General features: G+C 62.8%; 11 protein-coding genes and 1 pseudogene. 11 read left to right on the plus strand and 1 reads right to left on the minus strand.

Going from position 1 to position 12,510, the window contains the following annotated elements:
* Positions 1-92: 92 nt before the first annotated feature.
* Positions 93-1,477 (minus strand): annotated as a pseudogene (locus tag RCCGE510_RS05790) (ATPase, T2SS/T4P/T4SS family).
* 402 nt (positions 1,478-1,879) lie between these two features.
* Between RCCGE510_RS05790 and RCCGE510_RS05795 the strand changes: the two are divergent.
* The 11 genes from RCCGE510_RS05795 to RCCGE510_RS05845 all read left to right on the plus strand — a co-directional run bounded on the left by RCCGE510_RS05795 (position 1,880) and on the right by RCCGE510_RS05845 (position 12,278).
* Positions 1,880-2,083: a hypothetical protein gene (locus RCCGE510_RS05795; RefSeq protein ID WP_007628054.1), complete on the plus strand. Its 204-nt coding sequence runs from the start codon at positions 1,880-1,882 to the stop codon at positions 2,081-2,083.
* A gap of 12 nt (positions 2,084-2,095) precedes the next feature.
* Positions 2,096-2,659 carry a prepilin peptidase gene (locus RCCGE510_RS05800; RefSeq protein WP_007628055.1) on the plus strand — a complete coding sequence of 188 codons (564 nt, stop codon included), beginning with the start codon at positions 2,096-2,098 and terminating at the stop codon, positions 2,657-2,659.
* Positions 2,660-2,664: 5 nt separating this feature from the next.
* Complete coding sequence (locus tag RCCGE510_RS05805; protein ID WP_007628056.1) at positions 2,665-3,462, plus strand: TadE/TadG family type IV pilus assembly protein; 798 nt, start codon at positions 2,665-2,667, stop codon at positions 3,460-3,462.
* Positions 3,459-5,099: a Tad domain-containing protein gene (locus tag RCCGE510_RS05810; RefSeq protein WP_007628062.1), complete on the plus strand. Its 1,641-nt coding sequence runs from the start codon at positions 3,459-3,461 to the stop codon at positions 5,097-5,099. The genes RCCGE510_RS05805 and RCCGE510_RS05810 overlap by 4 nt, the downstream gene beginning before the upstream one ends.
* Positions 5,071-5,751 (plus strand): TadE family protein, encoded by a 681-nt coding sequence (locus RCCGE510_RS05815; RefSeq protein WP_007628064.1) that lies wholly within the window; start codon positions 5,071-5,073, stop codon positions 5,749-5,751. The genes RCCGE510_RS05810 and RCCGE510_RS05815 overlap by 29 nt, the downstream gene beginning before the upstream one ends.
* A 1-nt stretch (position 5,752) precedes the next feature.
* Positions 5,753-6,670 carry a hypothetical protein gene (locus tag RCCGE510_RS05820; RefSeq protein WP_007628066.1) on the plus strand — a complete coding sequence of 306 codons (918 nt, stop codon included), beginning with the start codon at positions 5,753-5,755 and terminating at the stop codon, positions 6,668-6,670.
* Positions 6,667-7,605 (plus strand): RcpC/CpaB family pilus assembly protein, encoded by a 939-nt coding sequence (locus RCCGE510_RS05825; protein WP_007628067.1) that lies wholly within the window; start codon positions 6,667-6,669, stop codon positions 7,603-7,605. The genes RCCGE510_RS05820 and RCCGE510_RS05825 overlap by 4 nt, the downstream gene beginning before the upstream one ends.
* A 20-nt stretch (positions 7,606-7,625) precedes the next feature.
* Entirely contained in the window at positions 7,626-9,524 is a 1,899-nt protein-coding gene (locus tag RCCGE510_RS05830) for an ATPase, T2SS/T4P/T4SS family (RefSeq protein WP_007628068.1), read from the plus strand.
* Between the two features lie 110 nt (positions 9,525-9,634).
* Positions 9,635-10,498 carry a type II secretion system F family protein gene (locus RCCGE510_RS05835; protein ID WP_007628070.1) on the plus strand — a complete coding sequence of 288 codons (864 nt, stop codon included), beginning with the start codon at positions 9,635-9,637 and terminating at the stop codon, positions 10,496-10,498.
* A complete protein-coding gene (locus RCCGE510_RS05840) occupies positions 10,495-11,400 on the plus strand; it encodes a type II secretion system F family protein (protein ID WP_007628072.1) in 906 nt (301 codons plus the stop codon). Before RCCGE510_RS05835 ends, RCCGE510_RS05840 begins: the two co-directional genes overlap by 4 nt.
* A gap of 2 nt (positions 11,401-11,402) precedes the next feature.
* Positions 11,403-12,278, plus strand: coding sequence for an FHA domain-containing protein (locus RCCGE510_RS05845; protein ID WP_007628075.1), 876 nt, complete (start codon positions 11,403-11,405; stop codon positions 12,276-12,278).
* Positions 12,279-12,510: the final 232 nt, after the last annotated feature.

Raw genomic sequence — 12,510 nt, forward strand, 5'->3', positions numbered from 1 at the left:
TCAAGCGAGCGTTCTCGTCTTCGAGACGCTTCAGCTTCTACCAAGCTTCAAGAGTCGGGCAGACAGTCGCAGGTAGCCTCTGCCGATAGGTTTCAAGCCGTTTGCTGCATAGCGGCTTCGGCCTTCATCCATTCCGAGGGATCCGCGCCTTGCAGCTCTTCCACCGCGTCGGCAGCGAAGCTGGGGATGACGCCGGTCCAGAGCAGGGCGCCGTCGGAGTTGGAATGGCCGTCGCCTTCGAGCTTGTAAATGCTCTCGACGATATACTGGCCGTCATTATTGAGGCCCTTGATCTCGGAAATCTCGATCACCCGGCGTCGGCCGGTGCGCTTGAAACGGGCGATCTGTACGACGACGTCGACCGCCGAGGCGATCTGGGCGCGCAGCGGCCGGAGCGGCATGTCGATATCCGACATCAGCGCCAGCGTTTCCAGCCGGTGCAGGGCATCGTAGGGTGTATTGGCATGCACCGTCGACAGGCTGCCGCTGTGGCCCGAGGTCATCGCCTGGATCATATCCAGTGCCTCACCGCCGCGGCACTCGCCGACGATGATGCGGTCGGGCCGCATGCGCAGCGACGAGCGGAACAGGTCGCGGATGCTGGCGCCGCCGCGGCCGAAACGGTCGGGCTTCGTCACTTCGAGATAGACCACGTGCTCCTTGCGGATTTGCAGTTCCGAAGTGTCCTCGATGACGATGATGCGCTCGTGGTCGGCAAAGGCTTCCGACAGCGCGTTCAGCATCGTCGTTTTGCCGGTGCCGGTGCCGCCGGAGATGATGACGTTCTTCTGCAGCCCGACGGCCGCCTGCAGCAGCGACAGCGATTGCCCGGTCAGGCTGCCCTGGGTGACGAGATCGTGAATGCTGCGATGTTCTTTCAAAAACCGGCGAATGGAGATGCAGAGCCCGGTGCGGGAAGCGGGCGGCTGGATCATCTGCACGCGCGAACCGTCCGGCAGACGGGCCTCGACGCTCGGTTCTTCCGGCGTCAATCGCTTGCCCGAGAATTGCGCGATGCTGCGCGCCGCCGATTCCAGGTCCTCGCGGCTGGCAAAACGTGTATCGGCGCGTTCGAGCTTGCCCCGCCGTTCGACGAAGATGTCGGATGTCCCGTTGATCAGGATTTCGGAAACGCTCGGATCTTCGAGCAGGAAGCGGATCGGGCCCAAGAGCTTGTCCAGCGCCCGGGTCAGGACCTGGAAGGTTGCCTGTTCGGCGGCGTCGTCGGAAACGGCTTTCATCAGAGCGGCATCCCGACCAGAACCGTGCTCATGCCGAACAATGTCGCCATCATTTGAACCGCGGTCGGAAAGAACATCATCAGCGGAATGAGGACCAATGCAAGTATCAGTATGCTGCTCATCGTTTCCATAGTTCTTCTCCGGAACGACTGAAGGGCCAAGCCCACTCTGTCGGACAAGCTTAATCCAGATCGCCAAGCAACGCCATGGTCGCGCCCCGCGCGGACGGCGAATATGGCGGTTCTGCTCCGTCTATTCTATCGCCTTGAAAGAATTGACCAATTATGGGGCAGTGAGCGACAGTTCGCAAAGCCGGCGAAGAGTTCCTCCCGATGGGTAAAACTATAGTAGGTTCAGGCGGTTAGTTGGGAATTTCAGCCGTCAACTCCGTTTCATCAAGAGACGCCTCCAAGACAATTGGAACCCTTCGTTTGGTTTGCTTGACGGAGGGCTGGCCTTGGGCGCACTCTTGGGTCTTAATGGTGTTGCTCAACAAGCGTTGGCCGCCGGGGAAGTTAAACTGAAGCAGAACATATCATTGGAACGAGCAACGTGCTCGTTCGGATCGATACCGTATGCCTGGTTATCTTCTCTAAGGTCTTCGATCCGAAACAAACCTAGGAACGAGGAATACGCAGATGTTTGGAAAACTCAAGACTCTCGCAATTGCACTTCACCAGGACGAGCGCGGCGACATGGCCCAGATCGTTCTCGCGGTCGCTTTGATCGTCATTCCGCTGATGCTGATCCTGCTCGCATTCGGCAAACAGATCGGCGAATGGTTCAACGAAAAGAACACGGCGCTCTCGGATGCCGAAAGAATTCCTGAGCCGGGTCAATAAGCGGGCCGTGTCATGGATACGACCTACGATCTGACCCTGATGCCTGCGGCGGCGGCTCTTGCCGTCGCCTGCGCCACGACCGCGGCGGTGCTCGATCACCGCCAAGGTCACATCCCGAACGCCGTCACCTATCCCTGCTTGCTTGCCGGCTACATGCTGGCGGCAGTCAGCGGCGGTCTGGCAGGGATCGGCCTTGCCTTTGCCGGCCTCATTGCGGCCGGCATGATCTTCATCATCGCCTTCGCAGCCGGAAGCTGCGGCGGCGGCGATGTCAAGCTGATGGCGGCGCTCGGGGCCATTCTCGGCCTCTGGCCCGCCATCGACGTGACGCTCGCCTCGCTGATGGTCGGCGGCGTGATCGCCGTCTTCTCGATGGCGCGGCGTGTTCAGTGGAGCGTGCTCCTCCGGAACGTCGGATTGTTCGCTTTGCTCCTGCCTGCCGGTTTCCGCGATGCCGCGTCGATGCTGAAGCCGCGCGAAACACATCATTCCGTCCGCTTCGGCGTTGCTGCCGCTCTCGGACTTCTCTGGTGCCTTTTCATGCCTGATTTCACCCCTCTTTCACTCGTGAGGTAACGGCAATGCGCGCTGAACTCGAACGCCCCCTCTTCGACGGTGCCTTCTGGAGTTCGATCCTGCACTCGCGGACCTTCTGGATCCCCGAGGATCACGGCGCGCTCGTCGGCACCTTTGCGATCGCTATGATTTTGCTTGCCTCGATGCTGCTGCTGCCGCGGCTTTCCGCCCGCCGGCGCCGGATATCCGAGCTTCACGGCGATATCTCCGGCAGCACGACGATGATGGATTTCGTGCTGGTCACGCCCGTCTTCGTGTTCTTCATGTTCGTGGTCTTCCAGTTCGCGATCCTGGCCAAAAACCACCTCTTCACCCATTATGCCGCCTATGCGGCGGCGCGCAGCGCCCGTGTCTATTTCTGCCCGGCGCTGCCGATCACCATTCGGAGCTTCATCGACGCCAAGACCTGCGATGACGACGCTGCCCCTGGGAAGGCTGATCTTGCCGCCCGCCTGGCATTGATCCCGGCCGCCCCCTACGACCAGCTGAAATGCGTCGGTGCCTGCCAGCCGCCGGAAGAGGCGCTAAAAAGCCTTGCCGATGCCTCGGGCCTTTCGAAGAACTGGCGGGCGATGCGCAACCAGGCCCGTTACATGTTCGACCCGCAGAACGTTACGGTCACCGTCGACCGCGCGCCGATGGCTCTCTATGCCGCCATCAACCGCTCGCCGCATGTGCCGGTGACCGCCAAGGTCGAAGCGCGCTTCCTGCTGCTCGAATATGCCGGCTGGGTTTTTGCCCGCGGCCAGAGGAAAGACGGCCGCTATTACACGATCTCGACGGCGGAGGTGAACCTGCTATGACACCGACCCTCATCAAGCGCCTGCACCGCGACGAACGCGGCTTCCTGTCGCCGATCATCCTCTACATGACCATTGCGCTCGCCCTGATGATCGTCTGGATCCTGAATACCGGACAGATGATCTACGACAAGCAGCGCACGCAGGACACGGCCGACGCCGCCGCTCTCGTCCATGCCGACTGGGAGGCCCGCTATCTCAACATCATGGCGATGAACAACGTCGCCTCCTCGCAGGCAACCGTGGTCATGGCGACCTCGGTCGCGTTCCAGCTCACCACCGCGGAACTGGCCCTGCGCTCGACCGCCATTCTGGCGAAACTCGCCGAATACTCCTTCACGGAAGGTTTTGGACCGGCGTCGCTCCTGCCGCCGATGCCGCCGATGCCATATTGCCCGGGCTGGCAGAAGGTCCCGATCGTCGGTGGCATCATCTACGGCGCTTGCCTGGCTTTCCAGGGGTTCCGGGCAACAGAAGCCACCATTGCGATTGCATACACCGTAAAAGCACAGATCGATTATGATCCCTGGGGCCTGATCGTGAAGTCCAGCGACATCATCGACGGCATGAACGATCTCAACGACTACCTGGTCGAGAGCTTTCCGCAGCGGGTCGGCAACGAAGCCCTGCATCTGGTGCGCATGAACAAGTCGGACCATGTCGTTTTCCACCCACCGTGCGAATCCTGCAACGACGCCGGAGAAGGTGCGGGCGGTAACCTGCCGGTCGATCGCGATGGCATCAATCCCGCCTCGGCCTATGCTGAAATGTGCCTGGCGATGAGCAGGGGCACGGAGGGACAGGACCCGTTCCTGATGCGCGGCGAGTTTGCCAATCGCGGCTTCCCCAACGGCAAGGGTCCGCTGACCGCCGGTGGGGTCGACGGCAGCCATATCCGCGACTTTGTCAACCACAAGAGCGGCATCGACAATACGCTGGTGAACTTCTACATCTTCTATGAAGCCTTCGGCCCGGCCTATTTGAGCAAGATCCCGTTCAAAGCGATCATCGAGCAATATGCCGATCTGAGCTGGTGGGAGGAACTAACGCTCGATGCCAGCTTCTTCGTTGCAGAGGAGTTCTTCGGCCTCGAATTCGGCGTCGTGAACCCCTTCCAGCTGCCGATCGACGTTCCGCCGCGCTATTCCGACAAGCAGACAAAAGACGAGAACGATTTCACCCGCAAGTTCGACATGATCTGGAACCAGGTCTGCGGCCCGGCCGGTGGCGCGATCTCCGTGGCGGGTGCTCCCCTGCCCGTCATCTCCTTCCCGAAGCCTTACTGGCTGAAAGGACGCACACCTTTCAACTTCACGCCCTTCGGCGGCGAGCAGCTTGACGACTACCAGACGCTGGCGATCGTTTCCCGCGCCCCGCGCGCCAGGCTGCAGATCCGTATCTTCAAGGACAAGACGCCGTCCGCCTATGCCTTGGCGCAGAGCTGGGTTCATAATTACACGGCCTTCGATCTCTACACCCAGGACTGGCTGGCATCGCTGGCGCCAGCCACGCTTGCCGACGATACCGGCGAGGTTTCGAACACCATCAAGCAGAGCCCGGCCGCCGATAGTTTCACCGGCCTGACCCGCGTCTTCGACAGGGGAGGAGCCAATGCCTGGGCTGCCGTCAATACGCACTGAGACCAGGGGTACCGCTCCGGCCGGCGGCCTGCTGATGCGGCTGCACCGCGACAGGCGCGGCCTGGCCTCGATCGAATTCGTGCTCGCAGCGCCGGTCATCCTGCTGATCGTGATCTTCATGATCCATGCCAACAGGATTTCCACCAAGAAGGTGGACACCATGCTTGCCATGCGCAACGCTGCCTTCGCCGAGGCGAATGGGCTGGACTGCACGTCGGATTTTTCGAACGTCTTTCCAATTCCGTCCTTGCCGGCACTGCCTGGACGCGACGCCATGAGCTGCTCGCGCACACCCTCGCATGAAGGCGGCGGCGATCCCCAGCGCACCTTCGTCTGGGACGACGTGCAGAACACGCTGAAGAGCGACGGGCGCGATTTTGGCGATATGGTCGGCGATCTTGCCAATGAAAAGCCGCAGCTGGTCACCGCGACAGCCGACCGGGTCTACAAGTTCAGGGATTCCGACGATCTCGATACGATCAGGAGCCTCCGCTGGAAGGACGCGTTCACGGTGGACGACGCAACGCTGTTTGCTTCGCACAACAACGATACCACGAGCCGCGGCTACGATCCGACGCTGCGCCGGGAAATCCGTGATGTAGCCGACGATTCCGGCGATCTGTTCGACGGCGTCTTTCCGGGGGCGAAATAGAATGAGACAAAGCGCGCGCATCTCCTATCACCTCCTTGGCATGGCGCTTGTCATCGGGCTCGCTGCCGTGGTCGTCGCCACACCGGGCCATGCGGAGGTCTACAAGGATTTCCGGGCGACGCTGAATTCGATGCTGGCCGGCATTCTCGGCGCGCCGGAACGCTCACCGCGCGATCTCGTGATCAACGGCCAGCCGCTCGAATTCACGCCCTATCAGAGCGATCGCAGCATTTCCGATATCACCGACGAATGGCTGCGGGTGCTGGCCGCCGATACCCGCCCTGCCCTGCCGAAAAGCAGCGACAGCCAAGAACTGACAGCCGTCATTGCCGCCAACATGCTGATCGTCCCGAAGGTAAGCCGCATCCGCGATGATCTCGCCGTGGTGGTGCGGTTCTTCGACGGCGACGGCGAGGCAGCGCTCGATTATCTCAGACGGCAGGATCCGGCAAATCCCTCGGTGAGAGCGCCGATCCCCGGCGTCTCGATCATGATCCGCAGGCCCGCCGATGCGCCGGTGACCGACGTGCTGATGAGCCGCTTCGAGGACGTAGCGTCGACGCTGCCGGCCTTTGCGGCGCCTGCCGATGTCAGCAAGCTGCCGCAGTCGCTGCGTCCGCCGGCTGGCGTCGAGGTGCTGAGCGATATCGGCGATCGCGACAAGGGCCACACGTCACGCACGGTCGTGTCGAAAGGCACGATGTCGGCCGTGCGCTGGGCCGATGCGCGCGCCGATCTTCTCGCCCGTGACGGCTTCACCATCGAGACGCAGCCGGCACAGCGCGGCGGGGTCACTGCCCTTTATGGCCGGCGCGGCAGCGTCGAGGCTAACGTACTCTACACCAGCAGCAAGACCGACGGCCGGACCGTCGAGGTTATTCAAATCAGGCAACCCTTCGTCGAAGGAATAACACCATGAACTGGAAGCTCATTGCGGCTGTTATCGTCGGGCTCATCACCGGCGTTCTGCTCTACTTCTGGACCGAGAGCGTCAAGAACGAGCAGGTAGCCTATGCCTTCATGCGGCTCCAGCCCGACAGGAAGGTGACGAGAGGTCAGGCGATCACGCCTGACATGCTCGCCGAACCGGTCATGCTGCCGGAAAGCTTCGGGCCGCTTGCCAAGCTCGCCGTTCCCGCTGCCAGCGCCTACCAGGAATGGCTGAAGGACAGGACGGCCGCCGCCGACATTCCGGCCGGCTCGGTGCTGCTCTTCCAGTATTTCGACGATAATGACGGCGGCCGCCTGACGACGATGATCGCGCCCGGCAAGCGGGCGCTCACCCTTCCCGTCAATGCGGCAGCGGCCGTCGGCCACTTCGTCGAGCCGGGCAGCTATGTCGATATCCTCGGCACGGTCGATGAGCCGGTCGAGCCCGTGGCGCCGGCCGTTGCGGCCCAACCGGGAGCCCCCGGCCAGCCTGCTGCCGCGCCCGGTCAGGCGCCAGCCGTTGCCGGACAGCAGCCGGCTCCCACACAGCCGCCATCGCCGGTCGAGCAGATGCTGAAGAACTACCTTACCCAATATCCCGGCGCCGACGAGAACGATGTCAACGCCTACCGCAAACAGGCGCAGGACTATGAGCTCGGCATCAGCTCGCGCACCCGCGTCGTCACCCGCACCTTCCTGCAGAACGTCAAAGTGCTCGCCGTCGGCGCGGCGACGACGGCGGAGGGCGCCATCACCAAGGCCAACAGCACCTACAACAATGTGACAGTCGAAGTAACGCCGGCGGAAGCCGAGATGCTGATTTTTGCCATGGGCCAGTCGAACGGCAGCCTGAACCTGGTGCTGCGCAATCCGGCCGACAATAGCGTCGAAGAACTGCCGAGCATCAACTGGACGCGCATGTGAGCGTTGCGGGGGAGTGAGCCATGCTGTTGAAGATTTCTTATGAGGATGGCAGCGGGCGGGAGGTGATCCCGCTTTCTTCCAATGAGACCTATTTCGTCGGCGAAAGCAGCACGCTGACGCTGCCCGCCGGCGCGGCCGTCGTGCGCCTGCGCGGCAGCCATGTCTCCTCGCCGCAATTCGTGCTGCGCAAATCCGGCCAGGGCTGGTCGGTGCAGCATCACGGCCGCAACCCGACCCGCGTCGACGACCAGCCGCTGCGGGCCGGCACGCCGGTTGCGGTCTCGGCCGGCATGTCGATCTGGGTGCCGAATGTCACCATCGAACTGGTCGAGCCGACCGCGGCCGCCGAGGCGGTGACGCAGTTTCCGGACCAGGAGCGGGTGCTGGCGCTGCAGATGGAAGTCCATGAGCGACTGCTAAAAGACACGCAATACGACCGGCTGGTGAAATCCTCCGATTTCGGCCGCGAGGACACGCGAAACCGCATCCGCGAACGGCTCGACATGTTCATCAAGGAGGCGCTCGACGGCGCGCCGCAGGATCTCGTCATCCTCGTCATCAAGAACGCCGTCTACCGCTGGCTGGCAAAACGCATTGCCCGCACGGGCCGGCGCGAGGCTTCGGCGAATGCGGCGAGCCTGTCACGCGAGGAGCAGGACAATCGTCGCCTGTTCGATGTCGGCAAGGCGCTGATTTCGGCCCTGCAGCTGAAGCTGAATTTCGAGACCACCCGCGCCGATTTCGCCCAGCTCGACACGCGGTTCAGCGCCGCCTTCCAGTCCCGCCAGGCCCTCTTCAACGCCGGCGACCGCTACGAGATCGCCCATATGCACCTGCGCTCCAACATCGAGGAGCTGATGTATCGCTGGGGCACGATCTCGGAGCTGATGGATCTCGATGTGATCTCGGAAATCATGGTGACGCGCTACGACGAGATTTACGTCGAAAAATTCGGCCTGCTGGAACGCTACCCTTTCGCCTTCGCCAACGAGCGGCAGCTGATGAAGGTGATCGAGCGCATCGCCGTCGATTCCAACCGCTCGATCAACGAGAGCGAGGCGATGGCCGACTTCCGCATGCCGGATGGATCGCGCGTCAACGCGGTCATTCCGCCGCTGGCGGTCAAGGGCGCCTGCCTGACCATCCGCAAGTTCGGCGGCAAGTCGCGGCTCGACATCTCCAAGCTGGTGACCGCCGGGGCGCTCAGCGAGCCGATGCGCGCCTTTCTCGAGGCGGCCGTGCGCTCGCGCAAGAACATAGTCGTCTCCGGCGGCACCGGCTCCGGCAAGACGACGCTGCTGAACAGCCTGTCGCAGTTCATCCCGATCGGCGAGCGCGTCGTTGCCGTCGAGGACACCTCGGAACTGCAGCTCGACGGCATCCATGTCGTCTATCTGCAATCGCGGCCGAAGACGGCGGAATCCGAGACCAGCGTCACCATCCGCGACCTGGTGCGCAACGCGCTGCGCATGCGCCCCGACCGCATCATCGTCGGCGAGTGCCGCGGTGCCGAGGCGATCGACATGCTGCAGGCGATGAACACCGGCCATGCCGGCTCGATGACGACGGCGCACGCCAATACGCCGCAGGACATGATGACCCGTCTCGAGGTGATGGTGCTGCAGGGCCAGAGCTCGCTGCCGGTGATGGCGATCCGCCAGCAGATCGTTGCTGCGGTCGAGCTCGTCGTGCAGCTGAACCGGTTGGAAAGCGGGCGGCGCGCGGTGACCGAGATATCGGAGGTGATCGGCATCGATCCGGACACCGGTCTCGTCATCGTCGAGCCGATCTTCCATCTCGTCGGCCGCGCCGGCGGCCAGGCGGTGCATGCCTTCACCGGCTACCTGCCGAGTTTCGTCGCCGAACTCGTCGAGTTCGGAGAAGACGGTGAAATCGAAAAACTCGATATGTTCGTCTAGAGCGGTTCAGGTTTTTGCGGAAGCGCAGAACCGCTCTAAGCTTTTGTTTTTACGCGATTCCCGGCAGAAGCGCTTCGCACTTTTCCTGGAATTGCTCTGAGGGAAAAACCATGGATATCAGCATTCTGCAGATTTTTACGGTCGCCCTCGGCGCGGTGACGGCGGGGCTGCTCGTCTGGGGCGCGCCGGTGCGCTGGCCGGCGCCGCTGCTGCGCGCCACCGAACGCGACATAGCGCTCGCCAGCGAGGCGGCACAGGTTTTCGGGCGTGATGCCGTTCCGCCCTATACGATGATCCTCGCCTACGCCATCACGGCCATCGTCGTTTTCATCGTGATCTCGCTGATCTTCGGGCCGATCTTCGGTGTGGTCGTCGCCATCCCCGTCGCCTTCTTCCTGCCCAAGGCGGTCATCCGCCATTTCCTGCACCGGCGCTGGCTGCAGATCGAATCGCAGCTTCCCTATGCCGTCGACCAGATCGTCTCGGCGGTGCGCACCGGCAAGCCGCTCGCCATCGCCGTCAATGCGGTGGCCGATACCGGCCAGATGCCGGCCTCGCGCGAATTCGAGCGCATCGCCCGCGAACAGAAGCTCGGCATCGGCCTGGTCGAGGCGCTCGACCGCCACGCCCGCACAGTGCCGAGCCTGCACTTCAAGATGGTCGATGCGGCCCTCGGTCTGTTTGCCCGCCAGGGCGGCGATATTTCCGAACCGCTGACGGAGATGTCGAAGTCCTTCAAGGAAATCTGGAAGCTCGATCAGAAAATCACCACCTCGTCGTCGCAGGCGCGGATGAATTTCCGCGTCGTCAACGGCGGCGCGCTGTTCATGATCCTGATGATCTTTTTCGGCCAGCCGGAGCTGATCGACAAGGTGTTCGGCAACGCCATCGGCATCGTTATCGCCATCGTCGGCGCCATTCTCTATGCCACCGGCTTCTTCTGGATGCGCTCGATGATGAAAGTGTCGGTATGATGTCGGCGATACCTCTTGGCCCCCTCGCCGTCGTCTTTGCCGGCATCACCGCAGCCCTCTTCGTCTGGTGGATCGGCGATCTGCTCGGCAGCATCCAGGTGGTGCGCCGCTCCGCAGGCGGCGATGGTCCGCCGCCGAACGTTGTCGACAGTATCGGCATGCGCACGCCGGTCGAATTCGTGCTGCTGCACTTCGAGCCGCTCCTGGAAGATTACGGCACCCAACTCGAGCAGAAGCTGATCTATGGCGGCCGGCCGTTCGGCGGCGTGACGGGGCGCGAATATATCGCGCTTCTCGTTGTGCTGAGCCTCTTCGGCTTCGTCCTGCTCGGCGTGCTGTTCGGCATTGCCAGCGGCAGCATCATCGGCGGGCTGGTGGCCGGGCTGATCCTCGGGTTTATCCCGGCCATCTATTTCTGGGTGGTCGCCGACGACAAGATGCAGGACCGCAAGGAACGCATTTCGCGCGAATTTCCCTATTTCCTCGATCTCGTCGTCATGACCCAGCAGGCGCAGGCGACCTTGCCGGAAAGCCTGAGGCTTTATGCCGAAGCCGCACCCGGCACGGTGATGAGCGAAGAGATCGATCAGACGCTGAAGGACGTGGCGCTCGGCACCGGCATGATTGAGGCGCTGCAGCGCTTGGAGCGCCGCATGACTGCCGAAGAGGTCATCCGCGTCATCCGTGCGGTGATCCAGGGCGAGGTCGAGGGCAGCAACCGCGTCGAGCTGTTGCGCGAACATGCGCGCGACCTGCGCTTCCGCCGCTGGGAGAAAGCCGACAGGGCCAGTGAAAAGCTGAAGGCCAAGATCGTCATGCCGGCGATGATGATCGTCGTGTCGATCCTGCTTCTGGTGCTGGCGCCGGCAATAGTCGAGATGATGTCGAGTGGGATGTTCTGATCATGGCCTTTTCCTTCTTTCGCGGAAACAAACCCAGCCTGCTGCAGACCGGCCCCGGCGGCCAGAGCCGCAGCCATGTGCTCGATCGGTCTGAGATGTCGATCGGCCGGGCTTCGAATGCCGATATCGTCGTCGACGATCCGTTTCTGGCGCCGATCCATGCGCGCATCGAAAAACAGAGCGACGGCGGCTTCATCATCCGCCGCATGGGGCTGAACCCGATCATGCTGCGCGGCGAAGCGCTGCTGCAGACGGCTTCGCTGAAAGCCGGCGACAGCTTCCGTCTCGGCAAGGATGTCGAATTTCAGTTCGTCGTCAAAGCCGCCGCCAAGGAGGTGCCGAAGAAGGAGGCATCCAAGACGACCGACGACAAGCCGAAGAAGTCGCTGCTGAAGCAGCCGGCCTTCCTCGCGGGCATGGGGGTCGTCTATCTCGCCATCGTCGGCGTCATCGGCTACGTGATCCTGTCGGACAGCGGCAGCACGGAAGGCGGCCCGACGGCCGAGCGCATCAACGCCGAGGCGGCCCGCATTCCGACCTGCATCAAGAATGCCCGCCGCATGCGCCAGGTCTCCGAACCAAGCTTCAACGGCGCCGTCGGCGGCCGTGTCGGTCGCGATGGCGACGCCACCTATGCCGCCCTTTCGCTGGCCGCCGAACCATCGGACGACGCGGCGCTGGCCAAGGCCGCCGAACCGATCGTCGAGGCTTACAAACGCACCGCACTTGCAGCGCTTGCCTCGGAGAACCGCGGCAACAAAACGCTGGCGCTGAGCCTCTACCAGCAGACCTATGATCTCGTGCCCGATATCAACTGTTCGGCGGCGCGCTTTGCGCTGCAGCGGCGGGCGGCGGTGAAACCACCTGCCAAGCGTTGAACGCAGGTCTGGTGCTGCTCGTAGCCTCACCCGGCAATGGAAGGAGGAAGGGCGATCGTGAAAGGCGTGCCGTGCGGCCCCCTCATCCGACCCTTCGGGCCACCTTCTCCCCGCTGGGGAGAAGAGGGAGCAAGGCGCGCCGAGACTGCCCAAATGAACCCTTCGCCTCGAAGCCATTCCGTCCAATAGGATCGATGGCGAAGCGGCAATCTCCCTCTTCTCCCCAGCGGGG

The sequence above is a fragment of the Rhizobium sp. CCGE 510 genome (genome assembly GCF_000292525.1).
Lineage (GTDB): Bacteria > Pseudomonadota > Alphaproteobacteria > Rhizobiales > Rhizobiaceae > Rhizobium.